General features: G+C 68.8%; 13 protein-coding genes. 3 read left to right on the top strand and 10 right to left on the bottom strand.

Going from position 1 to position 21,853, the window contains the following annotated elements:
- Nucleotides 1-1,758, top strand: a 1,758-nt coding sequence (locus D7X96_RS28325) for a leucine-rich repeat domain-containing protein (RefSeq protein WP_121771193.1), incomplete at its 5' end; no start/stop codon positions are given.
- Between the two features lie 16 nt (nucleotides 1,759-1,774).
- Here the strand turns inward: D7X96_RS28325 and D7X96_RS28330 are convergent.
- Nucleotides 1,775-2,902, bottom strand: a complete 1,128-nt coding sequence (locus D7X96_RS28330; RefSeq protein ID WP_147468415.1) for a cupin domain-containing protein — start codon at nucleotides 2,900-2,902, stop codon at nucleotides 1,775-1,777.
- 210 nt (nucleotides 2,903-3,112) lie between these two features.
- Nucleotides 3,113-4,678 (bottom strand): glucan 1,4-alpha-maltotetraohydrolase domain-containing protein, encoded by a 1,566-nt coding sequence (locus tag D7X96_RS28335; RefSeq protein ID WP_121771181.1) that lies wholly within the window; start codon nucleotides 4,676-4,678, stop codon nucleotides 3,113-3,115.
- Between the two features lie 184 nt (nucleotides 4,679-4,862).
- On the opposite strand from D7X96_RS28335, the gene D7X96_RS28340 reads away from it, so the two are divergent.
- Together D7X96_RS28340 and D7X96_RS28345 are read left to right on the top strand one after the other, a co-directional pair.
- Complete coding sequence (locus D7X96_RS28340; RefSeq protein ID WP_244219754.1) at nucleotides 4,863-6,158, top strand: MFS transporter; 1,296 nt, start codon at nucleotides 4,863-4,865, stop codon at nucleotides 6,156-6,158.
- A gap of 257 nt (nucleotides 6,159-6,415) precedes the next feature.
- Nucleotides 6,416-7,453: a hypothetical protein gene (locus D7X96_RS28345; protein WP_120548350.1), complete on the top strand. Its 1,038-nt coding sequence runs from the start codon at nucleotides 6,416-6,418 to the stop codon at nucleotides 7,451-7,453.
- A gap of 78 nt (nucleotides 7,454-7,531) precedes the next feature.
- On the opposite strand, the gene D7X96_RS28350 is transcribed toward D7X96_RS28345, so the two are convergent.
- From D7X96_RS28350 to D7X96_RS28385, 8 genes are all read right to left on the bottom strand, one after another.
- Nucleotides 7,532-10,609: a hypothetical protein gene (locus D7X96_RS28350; RefSeq protein ID WP_147468416.1), complete on the bottom strand. Its 3,078-nt coding sequence runs from the start codon at nucleotides 10,607-10,609 to the stop codon at nucleotides 7,532-7,534.
- The gene (locus D7X96_RS28355; protein ID WP_120548352.1) at nucleotides 10,606-11,778 is read right to left on the bottom strand and encodes a tryptophan 7-halogenase; all 1,173 of its coding nucleotides are present in this window, start codon (nucleotides 11,776-11,778) and stop codon (nucleotides 10,606-10,608) included. The genes D7X96_RS28350 and D7X96_RS28355 overlap by 4 nt, the downstream gene beginning before the upstream one ends.
- A complete protein-coding gene (locus D7X96_RS28360) occupies nucleotides 11,775-13,784 on the bottom strand; it encodes a LodA/GoxA family CTQ-dependent oxidase (protein ID WP_120548353.1) in 2,010 nt (669 codons plus the stop codon). Before D7X96_RS28360 ends, D7X96_RS28355 begins: the two co-directional genes overlap by 4 nt.
- Before the next feature lie 221 nt (nucleotides 13,785-14,005).
- The gene (locus D7X96_RS28365; protein ID WP_121771183.1) at nucleotides 14,006-15,235 is read right to left on the bottom strand and encodes an HlyD family secretion protein; all 1,230 of its coding nucleotides are present in this window, start codon (nucleotides 15,233-15,235) and stop codon (nucleotides 14,006-14,008) included.
- Nucleotides 15,236-15,238: 3 nt separating this feature from the next.
- A complete protein-coding gene (locus D7X96_RS28370) occupies nucleotides 15,239-16,870 on the bottom strand; it encodes a DHA2 family efflux MFS transporter permease subunit (RefSeq protein ID WP_120548355.1) in 1,632 nt (543 codons plus the stop codon).
- Nucleotide 16,871: 1 nt separating this feature from the next.
- Entirely contained in the window at nucleotides 16,872-17,492 is a 621-nt protein-coding gene (locus tag D7X96_RS28375) for a TetR/AcrR family transcriptional regulator (RefSeq protein WP_120548356.1), read from the bottom strand.
- Between the two features lie 101 nt (nucleotides 17,493-17,593).
- A complete protein-coding gene (locus D7X96_RS28380) occupies nucleotides 17,594-18,514 on the bottom strand; it encodes a hypothetical protein (RefSeq protein ID WP_121771184.1) in 921 nt (306 codons plus the stop codon).
- Between the two features lie 10 nt (nucleotides 18,515-18,524).
- A complete protein-coding gene (locus tag D7X96_RS28385) occupies nucleotides 18,525-21,797 on the bottom strand; it encodes a C45 family autoproteolytic acyltransferase/hydrolase (protein ID WP_121771185.1) in 3,273 nt (1,090 codons plus the stop codon).
- Nucleotides 21,798-21,853 lie beyond the last annotated feature (56 nt).

Consider the following 21,853-nt stretch of genomic DNA (forward strand, 5'->3'; position numbering starts at 1 on the left):
CCCCTTCCCACCGCGCCTCCGGCTCCGGCGGTCGTGGCCCCCCCACGTCCCGCCTTCCAGGTGTACCGGCTCCAGCCGGACGGGACGTCCTCCCCGTGGGGGCTGCTGCCGGCGGGGGAGGCCGCGCCCCAGCTGACTCCGGATGGAGACTGGTACGCCGAACCCCTGGAGCCCGTGAGGACCGCGGACCAGGCCCAGGCACTGGCCGCCGTGCTGCGCGAATACCGGGTCCCCGGTCTCTCCTTTGGGGAGAAGGGCCTCCCCGCCCCAGCCCTGCTCGCGCTCCTCGTCGAGGGCACCTCCGTCGTATCGCTCCATCTCTCCGATACCGCGCTCGGCGATGAGCACCTCACCGCCTTGAAGGACGCGGTGCGGTTGAAGGCCCTGCACCTCGACGGCACACGGGTCACCGATGCGGGGCTCGCCGCGCTCCAGGGGATGCCACACCTGACCGTCCTGCGGCTGGATGCCACCGCGGTGTCGGACCAGGGGATGGCGCTCCTCGCTTCGCTGACGACGCTGCGCCGGCTCTCGCTCAGCGGCACGTCCGTGAGTCCGAGGGGGCTCGGCCTGCTCGCGGCACAGACGGAGCTGGAGTGGCTGGATCTCTCGGACACCACGGTCGATGACACGGTCCTTGCGTCCCTGCCTGGGGACCGCCTGCGCACACTCGTGATGAGCGGCACCCACGTCACGAATGCCGGCCTCGCCGCCCTGAGGAGGATGCCTGCCCTGCGCCTGCTGGGCCTGGCGCGGACGGCCGTCTCGGACGCGGGCCTGGCACACCTCGGAGAGCTGCGCATGCTGGAGGCGCTCCACCTGGGAAGCACCGGGGTGACGGACGCGGGGCTCATCCACCTGGCGCGGTTGCCGGCGCTCCGGGTGCTGGTGCTCAGCAAGACACGCATCCGTGGCACGGGGGTTCGTCACCTTGCCGGGCTCACCCGGCTGGAGGTCCTCCATCTCGACGACACCCTGATCGGGAACGCGGCGCTGCGACACCTTCAGGGACTCCACCAGCTGCGGGACCTGGAGCTGTCGCGCACCGCCGTCACCGGGAGCGGCCTCCCAGCGCTGGCCGGCCACCAGGCGCTCGAGAGCCTCGGGCTCTCGGGCCTCGCGCTGGAGGACGCGTCGCTCGCATCGCTGGAGCCCCTGGGGCGGCTCTCCCGGCTCGACCTCAGCGCCACCCGCATCGGCCCCGAGGCCTTGAAGCGGCTCGGCTCGCGCATGGTCCTGCGGCACCTGGACTTGAGCCGGACCGGCTTCGACGACGGGTGGGTGGCCACCCTTCGGACCTTTTCCCAGCTCCAGTCGCTCCGCGCCATCCGCACGCTCCTCACGGACCTGGGGCTTGGCCAGCTCTCCGAGCTGCGGGAGCTCGAGTCACTCCAGGTCTCGGGGACTCCCATCAGCGGCTCGGGGCTGGTACCGCTCCAGAAGCTCCCCCACCTCGTCAAGCTCGACCTGGGAGGCACCTGGATGACCGACGACGGGGTGCGGTTGCTCGCGGGCTTCGACAAGCTCTCCTGGTTGAGCCTCGCCGGCACCCGCATCGGGGACGAGGCGCTCGCCCACCTCCCGGGCTCCCTGCTCACGTTGTACCTGCTGCGCACGAAGGTCACGGACGCCGGCATGCCCGCGCTCCACCGGCTTCCCCTCCTTCGTGAGCTCGATCTGCGCGAGACGGCTGTCTCCGAGACCGCGCGGGCCACGCTGGTGCGCGAGCATGGCATCCGGATGATGTCCGCCCCCTGAGGCAGGCGCGGGCCGCTCAACGCGCGAACAGCGGCCGGAACACGGGGGAAGAGCGCAGCGCGGAGACCATCTCGGCGATGCCGGCGGCCTCCCGCTCCGTCTCGTCCGCCCCATAGACCTCCTTCAGCCGGCCCATGACGCCCGCCTCGGAGCGCCCGTGCAGCAGCTCCCGGAAGATGAGGAGCGCCGTCTCATCGAGGGGAATCCCGAGCGTATCGCCCGAACCCGCCCCATCCGTGGGCTTGGACAGCTCCTCGACCCAGCGCATCACCCTCTCCCTCGGGTCCTCGTGCGGGTACCGCTGGCGCACCAGTCCCAGGAGCGACTCGGCATCATCGATATTGAGCAGCAGCGCGAGGAAGTACCGGTGCTCCTCCGTCTTGACCTGCGCGCGCCTGCTGACGAGCATCGATTGGCGGATCCGCTCCTGGAACACCGGGAGGAGCTGCTCGGCGAGCGAGCCATGCCTGCGGATGGCCACCTCCCAGAACTCCTCGAGCGCCGACTCCTCCTTGTAGATCTCCAGCAAGCGTTTGAAGAGCAGATAGCAGGTATGGATGTCCGACCGCTCGATCAGCTCCGACAGCAGGCGCTTGCGAACCGCACGGGGGCTGTCTCCCAGGAACGTCAGGGACTGGAGGATCCTGTTGGTCTGGACATCCTCATAGGTCGAGTCGATGGCCAGAAAGGGCTTCTTGTAGGAGTACTGCACCCCCGCGTTGGGGGTGTGCAGGGTCCTCACGACGCACGTCACGGAGGGACGCTCCAGATGGAAGAGGGAATGGATGTAACGATTCCCCGGGAGGATCTGCTGGACGTCCCCCTCCTTCAGCTCGTTGAGGGACTCCAGCGAGAGATCGCCAAAGGCCATACGGCCGTTGACCCTGTGCCGCTCATTCCAGCGGTACTGCCCATGGATGCTTCCACCCTTGACGACCTGAAAGGCCCCACTGAACCCGTGCTGGTGGATTTCGGTGGTGCCATCCAGCCAATAATAGAGATCAATGACGATCCGGTGGTCGGAGAACACCGTGATGGGCGGCTGCCCGAAGTCAGACCGCGCGGTCAGCTGTCGGGGGAAGGCCCGGGTGCTGAACAACCATTCGATGGGCTCCATGGGGTCGAAGCCCTTGTACGGAGCCATCTCCTGCAGGACACGCGCCGCAAGCTCGGGAAAGGCTTCCTCATCATGATTGTCCTTGACCCATCGTTCCTGGATGAGCCTCCCCATCTCTTCATAGACGCGCACAGGTGTCCTCCACTTGGAAGTCCTATCAATGACACCACTGTGTGATGGGAAAACAAACCCCGTCAAGGAAGCCTTTCGGGTTCCGATTGGCCTTCGGGGTGCGTCTTAGAAGCTGGCGGTGGCGGTGATGCTGCCGCCGGCCGCCGGGGTGGTGACGGTGTTGTTGCTACCGCCCTGCCAGACGACGTTGCCGGCGCCGTCGCGCTTGAGGCACTTCCACTGCACGGCGGTGTTCGGGGGCAGCGCGTAGGTGCCGCGCCAGGTGGGGTACGCGGTGGGGCTGAGAACCTTGGTGGTGGTGGGGCTCCAGTTGTCGAGCGCCGCGACGCTGCCCGCCACGTAGACGTTCTGGCCCATCACGGTCGTGCCGTTGTTGCACACGAACTCCACGTTGGCGGTGGTGGGCGTCGTGGTGCCATTGGAGGTCCACACGGTGTAGTCCGTGCCGGAGGCGGCCTGCGTCCAGCCGGTGCCGGGGGTCCAGGTGGTGTTGTTGCCCAGCCGCACCGCCACCTTGCCGCCGATGATGGCCGCGTACAGGCCCGCTTCCGCGCGCTGGATGCTGACGGTGGACTCGGACGTGAGGCCCGCGTTCTTGCGGATGTCCATCAGCGTCTTGATGGAGCTGCCCAGGCCCCAGTTGAAGTAGTGCGCCCAGTAGACGGTGGGGATGCCCGGGTGGGTGAGCACGTAGGCGTAGCCCGTCATCACCTTGGCGCAGGGCACGGGCCAGTGGTTCTGCCCGTTGCCGCACGTCTCGCTGGGGCCGGTGTCGTGGTTGTCCACGAAGGTGACGTGGCGGCCAGGCCACCAGCCGATGCCGCCCGCGGGCTTGCCGTCGGACGCCTTCAGGCGCGCGTAGTTGTTGTTGGTGAGCGCGTCGTTGAGCAGGCCCTTGGTGCCGAAGTCGAACGCGGCGCAGGTGCCCGTCGTGGCGTCCACCCAGTTGGTGATCTGCTGCTTCCAGTTGTTGGGGTTGTTCGCGTCGAAGGAGTTCGTGGGCCAGAACTCACCCACGCAGAACCACGGGGCCGTCGCGGTGACGTACTCCTTCACGTAGCCGCCCGCGAAGCCCTTCACGAAGTCGAACCGCCAGCCCGCGAAGCCCTTCTCCTTCAGGCCGTTCATCCACGTCTTCAGGTCCGCGCGCACGTTCGCCTGCGAGTGGTCCAGGTCGCGCGCCGCGGCGTAGCCTTCGCCGCTGTCGGGACTGCCGCAGGCGCCGGTCCACTCATCCCCCGCGACCACCGCGCTGCAGGTGTTCCAGGTGGGGTTGGTGAAGTCCGCCCAGTTGGCGGTGCCCACGCGGTGGTTCACCACGATGTCCGCGATGGGCTTCACGCCCTTCGCGTTGAGGGCAGCCAGCGCCTGGGTGAGCTCCGCTTCGGTGCCGTAGCTGGAGTTGAGCACGCTGAGCTGCCGGGGCAGGTAGCCCTGCGTGGACGCCGCGTCGGAGGGGGGCGGCAGCCAGATCATCGTGAAGCCCGCGGCCTGCAGCGTGGCCGCGTTGTTCTTCACGGTGTTCCACCACCCGCCCGCGCTGGCGGAGTTCCAGTGGAAGCCCTGGATCATCACGTCGGTGCTCGCGCCATCCAGCGGCCTGGCCACGGCGGGCGCGGCGGCGAACAGGCCAGCCGTGGAGACGACCAGCAGTCGGGTCTTCAACGTCATCGGGGGACCTCGGGGTTGTGGGGGGAAGCGCGGGCAAGCTAGCCCTGGCTTCCGGCACGGACCAGGACTCCCCGTTGAAGGGGCCCCTCCCACCCCGTGCTTCCGGGGAGACGGCGCGGTGCGTTGCGCTTTGCAGGACGCCCGAGCTGTCTAGAATTCCACCCTCCCCTGTCCTCCCCTGTAGGTGTCGCCCTTGATTGAACAAGAGACTGCCCTTCCGGCCACCGCTCCCGCCGAGGAACCGCGCTGGGCCTGGCCCCCGCTGTTCGGCCTCTTGGAGGTGCAGTTCGGCGCCGCGGTGGGCTACCTGCAGACGGCGGTGCCGTACTGGCTGGCGAAGGACGGGATGCCGCTGGCGGAGATTGGCGTGCTGTCCGGCACGGCGTTCTCTCCGCACGCGTGGAAGCTCTTGTGGGTGCCGCTCATCGACCTGGGGCCGTGGCGCCGCGTCTGGTACGGCGTGAGCACGCTGCTCACCGCGCTGCTACTCCTGGCATGCGCGATGTTCCCGGAGCCCGCTCGGCACCTGGGCGTCTTCACGCTGCTGCTCACCGCGTTGCAGGCGGCGGCGACGACGGCGCACGCGGCGCTCAACGGGCTGATGGCCACGACGTCCAAGCCGTCCGACAAGGGGCGCACGGGCGGCTGGCAGATGGCGGGCAACGTGGGCTCCACCGCGATGATGGGCGCGCTGGCCATCTTCCTGGCGACGCAGTTCTCCCGGCAGGTGGCGGGCATCGTCCTGGCCACGCTGGTGCTGGCGAGCGGCGCGGGCATCTTCTGGATCACGGAGCGGAATGATCCGTCCACCGTGCCCACCGGGCCGCTGTTCAAGGCGGCGGTGGACCGGGTGAAGAGCATCGTGATGGACCTGGTGAAGACGGCCCTCAGCCGCGACGGCCTCATCATGCTGGTGCTGTGCCTGGCGCCGGTGAGCTGCGGCGCGCTCACCAACCTCTTCAGCGCGATGGCGGGTGCGTACCAGGTGCCGGAGCACACGGTGGAGATGGTGAACGGTCCGGGCATGGCCGTCACCGGCGCGGTGGGCTCGCTGATGGGCGGCTGGCTGTCGGACCGGATGAACCGCAAGCTCGCGTACGCGCTGATGGGCGGGGCCACTGCGATGTGCGCGTTCGCCATGGCGGCGGGCCCCATGACGACGAACACGTACATCTGGGGTTCGCTCGCGTACAGCTTCGCCAACGGCGCGGGCTTCGCGGCCTTCGCCGGCATGGTGCTGGAGATGGTGAGCGACGGCGCGGCGGTGACGACGAAGTACTCGCTCTTCGTCGCGGCCTCCAACTTCGCCATCAGCTACACCACGGCGCTGGACGGGCACGCGTCGGAGTTCCGGGGCATCGGCACGCGCGCCACCATCGCGGCGGACGGGCTGATTACCCTGGTGGGCATCAGCATCGTGGCGCTCATCTTCGTGCTCTTCCTGCGCAAGAAGCCCGCGGCGACCACCGCCACCGCGTGAGCCCGGAGGTTTCGCGGGAGACGGGCTACTCGCGCGCGGACGTGGGGATGGCGGTCACGCTGTCTACGGGCTGACACGTCAGCCCCTGTGCCTGCCACGTCAGCGTCGTGGGCAGGTTCCACCGCTTCGCCGGGCCTCCCGAATGGTTCCAGCCGGTTGGCGCTCGAGCATCCCTGGCACCCAGGCTGCACTTGCAGGGACGCACCCCTGCGGCCAATGCCTCACGGGGAACGTCATCCAAGCCAAGGTGGACCCCCATGACCCAGTACAATGACTTGTTCTTCCGTGTGAACACCGGCGACACCGGTGAGCGCGACTTCGGGAACGAGCCGACGAACACCATCGCCTATCAATCGCCAGACATCATCCCCCAGGGCCTCGTCCCCACGCTCAATCCGGCGGAGTTCTTCGCCGGGAACTACAGCTCGGACGTGGGGCAGAACCTGGTCGAGAGCGGCGACAACTACATCTACCTGCGCGCCAAGAACCTGGCGGCGGCAGCCCAGTCCGGAAGCGTGTCGCTGTATGCCGTGCCCGCGAGCCTGCTCTTGTATCCGTACCTGTGGGCGAACAACGAGCTGCAGACCAGCGACAAGAACGTCGACAACGGGAACAAGAACATCATCAAGGCGGACAGCGGCAAGATTGCCGTGACGGACAACCCGTTCGTCTGGAGGGCCCCCACCCCGGACCACTACTGCCTCATCTCCCGCGTCTCCACCACGGCGCACCCGAACCCTGTTCCCACCACGGCCGTGGGCAACATGGACCAGCTGACGGAGTTCATCCTGGACAACCCGGGGTTCGGCTGGCGGAACGTCACCATCGTGGATGCCAACAAGCCGGACTACACCACCAAGGGCATCAACTTCGATCAGGGCTCATCCACCGCGATGGTGACCTTCGACATCAAGTGCGTGAACGTCCCCGCGGGGGCGAGCGTCGCGTTCTCGGCGGGGACCCCGGGGCCTTCGCCACTCATCAGCCTGGGGAAGACGATGGTGCCCGAGACGCTCCCGGACCAGGACGGCAACCGCAACTGGCACACGGGCATCGACTGCCTCGTGCCGGCCAACTACAAGACGACCATCGACTATTCGTATTGGTCCAACAATCACGCCCCGCTCCCGGGGATGTCCATCACGGTCCGGGTCCTCCCGTTCGTCTCCTCCGACCACCGCCTCTTCGGCCGGCTCTTCACGCCGGAGCAGCTGGGGATGTCGCCCGAGCGGAGCAAGGCGCTGGCGGGCAAGCGCGGCATCGTGCTGGGCTCCCACACCACCGTCTTCCGCTGAGCGGCGCCGCACGCAGCCAGGAATGAAAACGGCCACCGGCTCTCGAGCCGGTGGCCGTCTTGCTTTTGCCTCGGTGCTTCAGCGCTTCGTCACGCGCGCCTCACCCAGGACCATGGACCAGTTGTTCATGACCTCCGTGGGCTGGGTCGCGCCGTAGGTCTGGCCCTGCATGGGCGTCTTCGTGTTGAGGTGGCTGCTCATGTAGATGAGCCGGCTCATGGCGGGCCCCGGCTGCTGGTTTCCCTGGAGCGCATCCTTGAACCGCGCGCCCAGATAGCCCGGAGGAATGCTCTGGTAGTTCAGCCGGACCCGGATGGAGGCCCAGGAGGGAACCTCCGACAGCGGGACCTGGTACACCAGCGTGTCTTCGCCCTCGGCCTCCTGGGGATGGCTGTCGCTGGGGTAGTCCGGATCACTCTCGATGCCAGGCTGGGCTCCCTGCGCCTCGCTCAGGGGCAGGGTGATCCGCGCCAGCTGTTGGAGGTCCAGCCCCAGCTGGAGCTCGCCGGACTTGCGAAGGCTCGGCGGCTTCCAGCCCGCGGGGAGGATGCGGTTGTCCTTCACGTCCTTGAACTGCTGGAGCTCCAGGCTGGTGACCTTCTTGACGTCGTCCATGACGCGGACCTCGTAGATCTGGACCTGGTCCTGCCGCTGGAGGCTCTGGAAGTGCGGCTGGAGCTGGCCGGGGTCGGACGAGAACTCGCTGACGAGGACGTTGTCGCCATTGGCATTGCAGCGGCCATTGCAGATGGCGCCTTGCGCGTTGGGTTGTCCCGACGCCCAGAGCACGTTGCCGGACGGGTCCAGGACCTCGAACTGGATGAACGCGCGGCGGAAGCCCGCACCGCTGGGGAACTTGTGCCCCGCGTTGTTGATGAGCGTGACGGGGACGCTCAGCGTGCCGTTGTCGGTGGACAGGTTGCCCAGGGAGATCTGCACGGCGGGGAGCCGTGGATTGTAGGAGCCCTGGGCCGTGCTGTACGCGAGGTCCAGGATGGACTGCTCGGCGTTGAGCAGGTTCTGCGCGACCACGTAGTTGCGGCTGGCATCCGTCAGCGGCGCGATGGTGCCGTCCGGGAAGCGCAGGGCGAGGAAGAGGTCATCCAGGAGGAGCACTTCGCCACCCCGGCCGGTGAAGCCCAGCTCCAACCTCCGGAGGTCCGCGCCCAGGGCCGCGGTGGCCTGACGCGCCTGCCACCGCGACTGTCCCGGGTCGACCGCGAGCGGAGGCGTCGTGGACGCCAGGGCGCCTTGCGCGTTGAAGGTGCGCACGACCAGCTCTCCGCACGAGAGTTGGTCGCACCAGGCGGTGGCGCCCCAGAGGAGGGTCGTCTTGCCGCCGGCCCTCTGGAGGGCGTCCTGGTAGCGGCCGAGGTCGATGCTCAGCGTCGCGCTGCCTTCCTTGAGCTGGAAGAAGTAGCGGCCGTGGCTCGGGTGGATGGCGCGTCCCTGGTCCGCCGGGAGCTTCTGGACGGCGGCGATGGCGCTGGGGTCGCTCCAGCCCGCCGTGTTGCCATCCTCGGCGCCCGGATTGGGGACGAGGTTGGGCGTGCGGTTCAGGATGTCTGGGGATTGGAGGTAGGGCGGGATGCGTGAGTCCTTCGACAGGTAGAAGTCCAGCCCGAGCACGTCCGGGAACTGCTGGAACATCTCGTGGACGAACAGGTTGATGCCCAGCAGCGTGTGCCGGTTGTACTCGCGCGACACCGGGGGCGGGCTGCCCTTGTAGAAGGGATCCAGGTCGTCGTTGTACTGCGCCACGTACACGCGCTTGTCGTGCGGGGAGTCCGGCGAGGTGAGCGGCATGTGGCAGCTCTGGCACGAGGTGTTGGAGGCGGGGTAGCCGCTGTTGAGCCACTCGAAGTAGGTGGTCTGCTCATAGGCGAGCGCGACGCAGGGGTCCTTCGTGAAGTCGCCGTTGGCGTCGAAGGTCGTCTTGCTGGCGTCGCAGCTCGCGGGGCGCTCGTAGCCTTCGCTCGCCTCGGAGATGGGCATGCCAGGCCTGTAATTCGTGGGGAGCTTGGGGAGGATGACGACGTGGCAGGCGCCGCAGACCATGGAGTCGCGCAGGTAGCTGTGTCCGTCCACGTGCGCCGCGGTCTCCAGGCTCAGCCCCGCCGCGGCCATGGGCTTCGCGTTGAGGCCGAAGTCAGGCCCGAGGATGGCGCCGGGACGCAGGTTCATGGACGAGGTGAAGGGGAAGGACGGCGGCGTGAGCGTCTTCTTCTCCTCCGGGCTGACCAGCCGGTCCGAGACGGCCCCGCCGAAGAGGTCTCCGTCGGAGCCATAGAAGAGGCTGTAGTCGGTGCCGTTCCAGGGCTGGCCCTCCTTCGGCGACATGGAATGACAGACGGCGCAGGAGAGTCCGTCCCGGGCCAGCGCGCCGTAGGTCGCGTATTGCGAGCCCGCCTCGGGGTTCGAGGGGAACGGGTTCTTGTAGGGCGCTCCCTCGGGTGTCGCGTAGAGGGTGAAGTGGTCGAACGGGGCGTTGCTGGCCAGGGCCTGGCGCTCCGCCAGCGGGGAATGGCAACGCAGACAGAGCTGGTCCACCTGATAGGGCTGGTGCGGAGACAGCGAACGGGTCGTCTCCACCTGGGCAAGGAAGACAGGGTCCCTGCCCGCCAGGGCCTTGATGGAGGCGCTCCAGTCTCCGAAGGGGGACCAGTTGGCGGACAGGTTCATGGGGCCCGCGCCACCGGAGGGCCAGAGGCTGTTGACCGTGGGCTGCTGCCAGAACGCCATCTCCGGCAGGTCGCTCTTCTGGGCCTTCCAATCCGAGTCATGGCAGGACTGGCACACCAGGGAGGAGTTGAAGCTCTGGCTGCCGAGGTCCAGTCCGTTGTGCGCGATGTCCAGGTTCCGGGGCGGCAGCTTGACCAGATCGCCGCTCTGGATCCGGGGCAGCTGGACGCCCAGCTGTTTCGTATAGAAGTCCAGGAAGGCCTGGGCCTCGTCGCTGGACTCGGCGAGCGGCTTGAGCAGTTCATTGCCTCGCGGGAACACGGGATAGGGAGGCGGGACGAGGCCATCCCCTCCGCTGCCGCTCGTGGCCAGGACCGCGGGCCTGGGCGCCCAGTTCCGCACGACCACCGCGGCCGTGATGGCGAGCATGGCGCCCGCCGCGACAATCACATGACGCTGATACCTCGTCTTCATGGGTTCACCTCGGGGGAATGGGGGCGGCGGAGCCGCGCTGGGGGTGCGGAGGGAGCGGGCAGTGACTCCCACCGGTTCCTCCAGAAGGGGGCCTGGGGCCACCGCTGTTCCTGGCGGTAGTAGGCCGCGCGGGTGCGTTGATGGTCCTGGAACCGCGCGTTCAGCGTGGACTCGTAGGCCTGGAGCGCGTCCGCGTCGCCGCGCAGGCAGCGCTCCAGTGCGTCGGCGGCCAGGAGCGCGGAGTCCAACGCCTTGGTGATGCCCTGGGAGGACAGCGGATCATACGTGCAGGCCGCGTCGCCCACGGCGAGCCACTGTTCTCCCCGGGGCCGGTCCAACCGTCCGACGAGCACGGGCACCGCGACGAGCGCCTCGCCGGCGAAATCACAGACATCCAGCCGCGCCCGCGTCTCTGGCGCCTGCCTCAGCAGGTTCATCCAGGGCTCGGGCGTGGCCCAGCGCAGGCCGCGCAGGGAGTCGCCATCGCCGACGAGCGCGACGACGACCCGCCCCCCCGGCAGCAGCGCCGAGTACCACCAGCCCTCCGGGCAGGACTCCACCAGCGCGTGCGTGGGAAACACCGCGTCGCCCGGAAGCTGGAAGGCGCCATACACGGCGAAGCAGCGGTCGCTCACGAGCCGCCGCGCCCCCCGCGCCGAGGCGAACGTGGCCTTGCCTCCCGTGGCGTCCACGACGAAGCGCGCCCGCAGCGTGCCGGGCTCCGAGGCCACCTGGGCGAGGCGGAGCCGGTAGCCGTCGCGCCCCAGGGCTTCCGAATCCAACAGGGTCGTCGCGCGCAGCACCCGGGCGCCTTGCCGGGCGGCTTCGACGCTCAGCCGTTCATCGAAGCGCGCCCGGTCCAGATGCCAGGCGGAGCCCCAGGGGGACATCATCGTGTCATGGAAGCCCGGCTCCGCCCTGCCCCAGCATGACGCCGTGCCACGGGAGGCCAGGTGTCCGTCGCGCAGGAAGCCCTCCCAGACGCCCAACCGGGACAGCGGCAGGCGGACGTCCGGTGGGAGCGTTTCTCCCAGCCGGGGGGCGTCATAGGTGCTTCGCTCGACCAGGGTGACGGAGAGCGACGGCGCCTTCCTCCGCAAGGCCACGGCCACGGCCGCGCCCGCCGGGCCGCCGCCAATGACAGCCACGTCGCAGGAGTCCTCGCTCACGAGTTGGCCACCTTGGCGAGGGCCGGTTCCTCCTGGCCCGTGGCGGGCGCGTACGTCCGCTCCACCTCGATGAACGTGGGCGCGGGCGGCAGTCCTGGCGCGGCCTCGGGGCCCTGCTGGGAGGCGGAGGCATCCGACCGCTTGAGGATGAAGCCCAGCTCCTTCCAGTGGAAGACCATGTCCTCGTCCGTGGCGAAGTTGATGTCCGCCGGACGCGTCCAGTAGTCCTGGTGCCACTGCTGGTCGTCGCCCAGGTAGCTCACGAAGTAGGGCCGCTGCGCGGGCCACCACCAGAGCGACGTCCCCTGCACGGTCTGGTTGGAGCACTCGTTGAAGTCGGCCTGCCAGGGCAGCGCCATGTACTTGCTGGCATCCCCCGGCTCCAGGCCCAGCCCGTCGTGCGGATTGACGTTCCACTGGAGCGGCTGGCCCTGGGGCCTGTCGCGGTGCTTGAAGCGGAAGCCCGCGGCGGGGTCCTCCTGGAAGAAGTTCGCGTCGCGGGCAATCCACGTCATCTCGATGCCCGGGCAGAACGCGCCGCCCACGCAGTTCTCCAGCACGGCGCGGTCCAGCCGCGCACCCTCCGACGCGGGGGGCGAGGGAGGCGAGTGGTCGACCTTGCCAGCGCTGTATTGCTGGAGGAGGAAGTACTGGGTGCGCGTGAGGCTCAGGAACTTCCGGGGGAGGATGTCGGAGATGGGGTTGTCACCCGCCATCTTCGGCATGAGGTCCGGCGTCGGCGCGTTGACGTCCTCGGGGTTCCGGATTTTCTGAAGGAAGCGGGGGCCCAGGTTGCCGCCCTGGAAGGCGTCGTGTCTGCCATTGCCCTGCGGGCCCACGTCAGCGACCCACTGATAGGCGGCGGGGCGGCTCAGGATGGGAAGGAGGTCCGCCTGGAAGTTGGGCACGTAGTCCTGCTGGAACTGCCCGTTCTGGTAGAGCCCGGGGACGAGCCCCCGCTGGGTGACGAAGGTGTCGAAGAGCGTGTCGTAGAGCGTGATGACGTTGAGGATCTGCGGCGCGTACCCGGGGGGCCCCACCACCACCCACGCGGGGAACTCCACCTCGTGCTCGGAGCCGTCATCCATGACCAGCGTCGCGGTGACGGGTCCGTCGGAGATGTCATCCCACCAGAAGGTGTTGTTGGCGTACGTGTCCAGCCGGGGCTGGGGGAGGGCATTCTCGTCGATGAACTCCATCGCCTTGGTCGGCTGGTCGGCCGTGAGCCCCAGGCTGGGAGCCGTGAGGACGGAGTGGACGGCGGCATCGAACGCCTCCTGGGTGTCGTAGCCGATGTCCGCGATGGCCTTCAGCGCGACGAGGATGTCCTGCTCTTTCCCGTCCAGGGCTTTGACGGCTTCCAGCGCGTGGGACCGCGCCCAGTTCTCCAGCAGGCCGCTCGTGATGTCGTAGCGGACCGACACGCCGGACTTGCCATGGCCGCCCACCGCGTGGAGGTAGCCCCGGGCATCCGTGACCAGCTTCCCCAGGGTGGTGATGTCGCTGCCTTCGGGGAGGAGCCGCGAAGGGCGGGCCGACGCCGGGAGCAGCTCACACTGCACGGTGGTGGGACAGCCCTCGCTGCCCAGGCAGGCGACGGTGCGCGGCCCCGCATCGAGGATGAGCGCGTTGCGGTCATCCCCCACGGTGCGAGGATTTCGCAGCGGGTGGTCGACGGCGTAGGTGCCGTCCGCGCCCTGTTGCTGCCGGAACTCGTACCAGGCGGACTTCTTGTTGGCCAGGTGGACCGTCCAGCGGATGTCTTTGATTCCGCCCTCCCCCGGCTGGACCCTGCGCCCACTGGAGCCGGGCGAATCGTAGGCGTGGATCTGGAAGCGCGCCGCCTGTCTGCGCACCGCCATGCTGGCATCGCGAAACCGGGTCACGCTGCCGCCCGCCACCTCCAGCGGCAGTCCGCCTGCCTCCTCTGGAGCGAGGTAGTAGTCCTCGCTGTCTCCGACGCGGGCCACGCCGATGGCCGGGTGAATCTTGTAGGTCGTGCTCATGCCTTTGCTCCTCGCGGTTGGAGGAGGAGCGGATGCAAGACACACTCCTCTCAAGGCAATTGCAGGAACTCCAGGAATCACGGACCCTTACGGACGACGTCCATCCTCCGGACGTGGCCCCTGACGCGTCAATGGTGGGTCATGACGTGTCAGCCCCAAAAAGAAGCGCCGCGTCCCTGTGCGGGGCGCGGCGCCGGGGTGTGAGGCTTTGGGCTTCCGGCCTACTTCGTGTGCACCGTCACGTCGGCGGAGAGGCCGGCGCGCAGGGCCAGGCCTTGCGGCGGGTGCACCCAGGTGATGCGCACGGGCACGCGCTGCACCACCTTCACGAAGTTGCCGGACGCGTTGTCGGGCGGCAGCAGGGAGAACCGCGCGCCGGTGCCTCCGGACAGGCTCTCCACCCTGCCCTCCAGCTTCTCACCGGAGAAGGCGTCCAGCTCCACCTCCACGCGCTGGCCGGGCTGCATGTGGCCCACCTGCGTCTCCTTGAAGTTCGCCACCACGTAGGTCGTCGTGGGCACCAGCTCCGCCACGACCTGACCGGGGGTGAGCAGCTGGCCCGCGTGCACGGACAGCTTGGACACCTGGCCGTCCGCCGGAGCGACGATGCGCGTGTCCTCCAGCTGGAGCTTCGCCTGCTCCAACGCGGCCTCCGCGCCCTTCACCCGCGCGTGCGCCAGCGACGCACTGGCCTGGGCGGCGGCGATCTTCTCGTCGATGGGGGCGCTCACGTCGAGCTGGCCCCTGGCCTCCGCCACCTTGCTCTCCGCCGTGCGCCGGCCCTCCTCCGCCAGGGCCAGCTGCGCGCGGGCACCTTCGAGCGCGGCCTGCGCCGTCTCGTTGGCCGTCTGCGCGTCGTCCAGCGCGCTCTGCGCCACCACGTTCTGCTGGCGCAGGCTCCGGGTGCGCTCCAGGTCCAGCGTGGCCTTGCGGGCCTGGGCCTCCGCGCGGGTCAGCGCCGCGCGGGCCGCCGCCACCTGCGCCTGGGCGCCGCTCACCGCGGACGTGCTCGTGGACACGAGCGCCTTCGCGCTGGACAGGCCACCCTTCGCGCCGGCCGCCGCCACCGTGGCCTGCGCATCCGCCGCGGCCGCCTGGGCACGCGCGGACTCCAGCTCGGCTTCCGCCTGCTTCACGCGCGCCTCATACGGACGCGGGTCGATTTGAAGGACCACGTCGCCCTGGTGCACGGTGGCGTTGTCCTGCACGGCCACCTTCACCACGGGGCCGGACACGCGCGCGGCCAGGGGCACCACGTCCGCCTCCACCTGCGCGTCGTCGGTGGACTCCTGCCCGGCGGTGACGACCTTGAAGCCGCCAATGCCCAGCACGAGCGCGCCCACGACGCCGCCGAGGATGAGGAAGCCCCGCTTGCCGCGCTTCGCCTGCGCCGCGGCGGGCGCGGGCGCCGCTTCGGGGACGAGTTGGGGAGCAGTCGTTGTCGTTGCCATGTCTTAAATCTCCACGTCGATGTGCGGTTTCTCGTGGGAGCCCCCGACGCTCGGGGGGTCCTTGAGGAAGTAGATGAGCGGCAGCACCACCACGAACATCAGCGCCGCCAGGACGAAGAGCTTGTCGAACGCGAGCACCATGGCCTGCCGTGACACGTTGCCCACCATCATCTGGAGGCTGGCCATGCTGGCGCTCGCGGCGTCCAGGCCGTGCTGCATGAGCCCCTTCTGCGTGGCGGCCATGCGGCTGGCCACCTCCCACCGCTCCGGGTTCAGGTGCGCGGCGATGGAGGCCTTGGACAGCACGGTGTAGCGCGACAGGAGCGTGGTGAAGATGGCCAGGCCCACGGAGCCGCCAATCTGCCGCAAGAGCGAGTTGAGGCCCGTCGCGTCCGCCATCCGCTCACGCGGGATGCTGCCCAGCGCCGTGGCGCTGAGCGGCACGAACATCAGGCTGAAGCCCACGCCCTGCAGCGCGATGGCCGCGATGATGTTGCGGGACCCCGTCGCGAGCGAGAAGTGGCTCATCTCGTACGCGCCGAAGCCCGCGAACACGATGCCAATGCCCACCAGGATTCGCGCCGGAACCTTGCCGTACAGCCGGCCCACAATCGGCATCATCAACATCATCACCAGCGTGCGAGGCATCAGCGAGAAGCCGGACTGCGTCGCGGTGAAGCCCAGGAGCTCCTGCATGAACACCGGCAGCAGGAACATGCTGGCCATCAGCACCGCGAACACCAGCGCGCCCAACAGCGTGCCGGACGCGAACACCGGGTCCTTGAACAGCCGCAGGTTCACTGCGGGCGCCTCCGCGGTCAGCTCGCGGATGATGAAGGCGATGAGGCACGTGGCGGAGAGGATGGCGCAGATGACGATGACGGGAGACTCGAACCAGTCATCCGCCTGCCCTTCCTCCAGGAAGTACTGGAGCGAGGCCAGGCCCATGCAGAGCAGCGTGATGCCGGACCAGTCCATGTGCTTGCGCTGCTTCTCTGCTTCCAGGCGCGCGGTGGTACGCAGCTGTTCGTCCTCCTGGACGAAGCGGGCCACCATGAAGAAGCCCAGGATGCCCACCGGCACATTGATGAAGAAGATCCAGGACCAGTGCCAGTTGTCCACGATGTAGCCGCCCAGCGTGGGGCCAATGGCGGGGCCCACCATCACGGCCATGCCGAAGATGGCCATCGCCGTGCCCTGCTCCTTGGGAGGGAACGTCTGGCGGAGGATGGCCTGCTCTGTCGGTTGGAGCGCGCCGGCGCCCAGCCCCTGAAGGAAGCGGAAGAGCACCAGCGTGGGCAGGTTCCACGCGAGGCCGCACAGGAACGAGCCCGCGACGAAGAGCACCAGGCACGACAGGTACACGCGCTTCTGGCCGAACATGCGGCCCAGGAAGCCCGTGAGCGGCATCACCATCACCGTGGCGATGACGAAGCCGGTGGTGGCCCAGGTGATCTCCTGCACCGTGGCGCCGACAGCGCCGCGGATTTGAGGCAGCGCCACGTTCACGATGGACGAATCGATGGCGCCCATCAGCGTGCCGAACGTCACCGACAGCGTGACGAGCCACTTGTTGACGGGGGCCTTGGGCGTGGCGGGTGCCAGTGCCTCCGGTGTTGCGACGGCTGTCGCCATGTCAGTCGACCTCGATGCCCTTCAAGAAGACGCGGAGGATCTCCTCCGCCCAGGCGGCTGCCGGAGGGGTCGCGGCGTCGTCCTCGCGCAGGCGGTCCAGGGCGCCGCGCACCATGCCCATCAGGAGGGTCGGGTAGAGCGCGCGCCCCTCCGCGCGGAGGTGCCCGGCCTGGATGCCCCGGTCGATGATGACCGACAGGCGCCGGGTGAGCTCCGCCAGCATGCGGCTCTTGCGCGCCGGGTCCTCCGGCAGCTGCACCAGCACCCGCACGAACGCGTCGCGCTCCGCCGCGTGGGCGAACAGCGCCATCACGAAGGCGCGCAGCTGCTCGCGCGCGGGGCGCTCCGCCACGGGGGCCAGGGCCGCGTCGATCCGCTCCAGCATCACCTGCCGGCGCTTCGCGCGCAGCGCATCCAGCAGGGCCGCGCGGTCGGTGAAGTGGTTGTAGAGCGTCCCCACCGACACGCCTGCCTGCTCGGCGATGGACTCCATCTTCGCCGCGTGCAGCCCGTCGCGAGCGAACACCGCCGCCGCCGCCGACAGGATGGCGTCAGCGGTGGCTTCCTTCAGTCGCGAGCGGAGCCGTTTGACGGGCGCCTCAGATTTTGAATCCCGATTCATTTCCTGAAGAGAGATTTAACCCTCTCCTCACGGGAGTCAAATCGGCCGGGGCGCTCAGAGGGAAAAGGGCAGCCATGAGGACCTGGCTGCCCAGAGGGGGTTCAGGCGGGCCAGAACCGTTCGCAGCGCACGTCCCACGAGGAGTGGTTCGCGCGGCCGGACTTCCACGTCTTGTAGCTGTAGGCGTGGCGCGTCCGGCGCTGGAAGTAGAAGGACCAGCGCCCGCTCTCCCGCACGCCAAACACGGTGCCGAACTGGAGGAGTTCGTCCTCCTGCACCTTCCAGAACGAGCGGTAGGCGTGGGTCCGCAGGTGGTACCAGGACGCGCCGGAGACGCCGCGCTCCTGTTCCATCTGGGCAGTGCCGGCGGCGTTCAGCATGCCGGGCATGTAGTCCGTCATCGCGGCGGAGGCGGAGGACGTCTCGCTTCCGCCCATGACCTTCCGGGCCGCGTTGAAGCGCGAGCGCATCGCCTGCACCTTGGCCTGCGTCACCTGATCGTCGGTGCCGCCGTTGACGGTCTCCGAGCTCGCGTTCAGGTGGTACACGGTCGGCGACGCGGGGTCTCCGGTGACGAAGATGGAGCACCCCTGGAGCGCCGCGGTGATGAAGTAGTTCGCGTGCGAGCCCAGGCGCACGCAGTGGGTGCTGTCGAAGCCCCAGTGCAGGTAATAGAGGTTGAAGGACTGCGCGACGGGAGGCTGACCCATCACCAGCGCCAGCAGGTTCTCGTCCCCGTTGTAGAAGTTCGGATTGCCGGGCTCGAAGATGGGCAGCGCGTCCGCGTCGATGCCGCTCGCCTCCAGCAGCGTGCCGCTGACCACGCAGCTCTGGGTGTCGTAGACGGTGGCCTCCAGGCCGTGGGGATCCAACCCACGGCCCTTCATCAACCGCTTGAGCCCCACCAGCGACTGCTGCCGGGACGTGGGAAGTGCGGTCCCGGGCACGACCCAGGGGAAGAGGGCCTGCGAGGAGGCCTTCTTCACCAGGTCGCTCGTCTTGTAGAGCGTGACGGGGGCCATGTCGCGCGCGTTACGGGGTGAGCATGCCCAGCTTGGGGGCGGGCAGCTCCACGGACAGCTCCTGCGTGAGGCCTTCGGTCGCGTGGAAGCCCTTGCCGCTGACCTCGCCCGCGCGGAACAGGGCCCAGCTCTGGAGGCCGCGCTGGAACGAGCGCGTCATGTGCCACAGCTCCAGGCCGCTGTTGGCGACGAAGAGGTACATCGTCCGCTTCGGGTTCCAGGGGTTGGGCAGCGCCAGGGCCAGGCCGTCATCCGCGCGGCCGTACGTCTTGCCCTGCCAGCGGAAGAAGCGCCGGCCCAGCTCCACCGGAAGCTTCTTCTCCGCCGCCAGGCGCGCCATGAGCCCGTTGTCCTCCAGGCCACCGAAGACGACCAGGTCGCGGTCCGCCAGCTCCGCGTCCGTCACCTCCGCGTCCGGCTTGAGCGGAGCCAGGCGCTCCGGAGACGCGTCCGCCAGCTGCTCGCGGTAGTTCGTCGCCAGCGTGCGCATGGACTCCACCTGGCGCGCGGAGCCATAGACGAAGAGCAGCTTCTCCCAGTCATCCAGCGTGTTGGCCAGGGTCTGGTAGCGCTCGCGGGCCACGGGGATGTCGTTGCCCACGTTGAACACCACGCGCACGGGCCGGTCCGCGACCTTCACGGTGAAGGTGTCGCTTGCCCCCTTCACCTCCACGCGCTCCAGCACGGCGCCCTTGTCCGTCTGCACCTCCACCAGCGTGGCGAAGCGCCAGGGCGTGCCGGACTGGTCCACCTTCAGCGTCACCTCGTAGCCCTCCTTCGCCTTGCGCGCGCTGGAGGTGAGGCGCGGCGCGGGCAGGCCCCCGCGCTCCACCCACTGCTTCACCAGCGGCCCCACGTCCTGGCCCGCGGCCTCCGACGCCGTGCGGATGAAGTCCTGGGTGGTGAGCTTCTTGTTGGCGAACTTCGTGTGCACCGCGCCCATCACCTTGGCGAACTTCGCGTTGCCCAGGATGAGCCGCAGCTGGTGCAAGAGGTACGTGCCCTTGATGCGCGGCACCGCGTACTGGCCATAACGGCCGTAGTCCGTGCGCGCCGCGGCGGGCACCACGTCGCCCTCGCGGGCCGTGACGTACAGGTAGCGGGCGTTGAGGTCCGCGAGCGCGTCGCGCTGGCCGTCGAAGGCCTTGGACAGGTCATCCCCTTCCGGCAGGCCCTTGAGCTGGGTCCAGTACGCGGCGGACCCGCTGCCGAACCAGTTGTCCGCGTCCGTGGCGGGGAACACCGTGTTGGCCCAGAGCTTCTTCTCGTCGAAGGACAGCGCGTCCTTCACGCGGGCGAAGTCGCGCTTGGGCTTGTCCGCCTTGGGCTCCGGCTTCTGCTTCGCCTTGGCGGCCTTGAGCTGATCCGCGACGTAGATGGGGCTGAAGGCGGTGTAGCCCAGGGACAGGTGCGGCGTGGCGCCGGGCAGGTCCGGAATCCAGCGGCTGCCCACCATCTTCTCGCGCAGCGTTGTCTTGCCGTAGTGGGCCAGGAACATCAGCTTCTCCGCCATCTCCGACGTGGTGACCTTGCCGTCACACGCGTGGGGGCGGTTGATGGGGCTGGAGGCCATCATCCGCGTGGCGCTGTCCACGTCGAAGCCGCCCTTGCCGTACTTCGCGTAGTACTCCTGGAAGGCGATGTCGCGGTTCCAGGTGTTGAAGGCCAGGTCCACCGGGGCGTTGCTCGCGTTGGGCACGGACTCCTTGCGGACCTCCGGGTCGCGGTTGTTGTTGTTGGCCCAGATGAAGTCCTTGAGGTTTCCGGGCGTGTCGGAGGCCTTGCCCTTGCTGCCGGTGCGCCACAGGCGCGTCTTCGCGGTGCCCAGGAGGAGGCACGCGCCCTCGTCCGTCTTGGTGTCCGCGAGCGTCCAGTCGTTGGTGTAGAGGCCGTTGTTGCGGTCCTTGAGGATGCGCTCCACGTCGTCGATGGAGTTGGCGTACTGCACGGCCTTGCGGATGCGGTTGCTCTGCGGGGTGCCGTCGATGTTGAAGGGCGTCTGGCCCACGGTCGTCTCACCGATGACGATGCCCGCGTCGTTGAGCATCCAGTCGGAGCCGCTGTGGATGCCGCCCGGGAACGTCTGCATCACGAAGCGGTGGCCCTTGGTGGGCTGCACATCCAGCACCACGTCCCAGTGGACGCCGGTGTAGCCGTTCCACATGAAGATCTGCCCCATGACGACGCGGCCGTCCTTCGTCGCGGACTTCGTGGCCACGAAGGACGAGCAGTGGTCGCCCTCCCCCGCCCGGCCGTTCTCGTCCTCGCCCTTGAGGAAGGTGCGGCCGGAGAGCGGAGAGGCCGTCACGCGGTTGGCGTCCTCCAGCTGGCCCAGGTCCACGGCGGAGTTGATGGCGACGACGTCGAGCACGTCCAGGTCGCGCTCCTTACCATCCGGGCCCTTGAACTTCGCGCCGCCCACGTTGGCGCCGTCGGCGATGCCCTTCATCTCCTCCAGGTATTCGGCGTCGAAGCGGCGCAGGAACAGCGAGTCCGCGAGCAGGCGCACCTGGGCCCAGCCCTTCGCGGCGTCCGCCTTGTCCTTCTGGATGCCCAGCTTCTCGATGTAGCGGACGATCTCCTGGGACACGAGCTCGCCGTACTGGCGGCCGCGCTCGTAGGGCTCGCCCTCGATGTGCACGTACACCCAGCCGCCGTCGTCGTAGCGGAAGCCCTTGCCGGCCCAGCGCACGCTCTCCATGGGGATGTACTGGGTGACGTCATCCACCTCTTCGAGCTTCACGTCGTCGAACCACGCGGTGCCGGTGGCCTTGCCGTTGTGGCCCAGGTGCGCGCGCACGCGGTCCGTGGACGAGGTGGCGAAGAACATCACCTGCACCCGGCCGCTCTGGTCCGCGCCCTGCGGCGGCGAGCAGTTGGTGAAGGGGAAGCTCTGCATGGACAGACACGCGCCCAGCGCCGTGGGGTAGCGGGCCTGGGCGTCGGCCTGCACGCCCTTCGTGCGCACCCAGGCGGAGAGCCGGTAGAGGCGGCCCACCTGGAGCTTCACGGGCTCGGAGACGACGGTGGTCTCCGCGCCGCCCTGGGGGCTTTCGATGACGAGGCTGCGGCTGCCCTCCGACTTCGCGTCGGTGCGGGCGGACACCTTGCCCTGGCCGGAGGCCGTCCATCCCTGAGGGAGGCCGGTGGCGGCGGCGGCTTCAAAGCCGGCGTTGGGGACGGAGACGGGCGCGGGGGCGGCCCAGGCGGACGCCGAGGCGCAGGCGGCCAGCGTGGGCCAGAACAGCCGGGAGCGCTTCCACATCAGACGCAGGTGGGACATGGCTTGCTCATGGGAAGGAGGAAATGGGTGCGGCATCCTGTCACGTCGTACGCGGG

The organism is Corallococcus interemptor (assembly GCF_003668875.1).
Classification (GTDB): domain Bacteria; phylum Myxococcota; class Myxococcia; order Myxococcales; family Myxococcaceae; genus Corallococcus; species Corallococcus interemptor.

What these genes read in the sequence shown, in the direction of transcription:
- D7X96_RS28385 (WP_121771185.1), bottom strand. Translation starts at nt 21,797, where the DNA reads ATGTCCCACCTGCGTCTGATGTGGAAGCGCTCCCGGCTGTTCTGGCCC.
- D7X96_RS28330 (WP_147468415.1), bottom strand. Translation starts at nt 2,902, where the DNA reads ATGGCTCCGTACAAGGGCTTCGACCCCATGGAGCCCATCGAATGGTTG.
- D7X96_RS28360 (WP_120548353.1), bottom strand. Translation starts at nt 13,784, where the DNA reads ATGAGCACGACCTACAAGATTCACCCGGCCATCGGCGTGGCCCGCGTC.
- D7X96_RS28380 (WP_121771184.1), bottom strand. Translation starts at nt 18,514, where the DNA reads ATGGCCCCCGTCACGCTCTACAAGACGAGCGACCTGGTGAAGAAGGCC.
- D7X96_RS28370 (WP_120548355.1), bottom strand. Translation starts at nt 16,870, where the DNA reads ATGGCGACAGCCGTCGCAACACCGGAGGCACTGGCACCCGCCACGCCC.
- D7X96_RS28335 (WP_121771181.1), bottom strand. Translation starts at nt 4,678, where the DNA reads ATGACGTTGAAGACCCGACTGCTGGTCGTCTCCACGGCTGGCCTGTTC.
- D7X96_RS28345 (WP_120548350.1), top strand. Translation starts at nt 6,416, where the DNA reads ATGACCCAGTACAATGACTTGTTCTTCCGTGTGAACACCGGCGACACC.
- D7X96_RS28350 (WP_147468416.1), bottom strand. Translation starts at nt 10,609, where the DNA reads ATGAAGACGAGGTATCAGCGTCATGTGATTGTCGCGGCGGGCGCCATG.
- D7X96_RS28365 (WP_121771183.1), bottom strand. Translation starts at nt 15,235, where the DNA reads ATGGCAACGACAACGACTGCTCCCCAACTCGTCCCCGAAGCGGCGCCC.
- D7X96_RS28375 (WP_120548356.1), bottom strand. Translation starts at nt 17,492, where the DNA reads ATGAATCGGGATTCAAAATCTGAGGCGCCCGTCAAACGGCTCCGCTCG.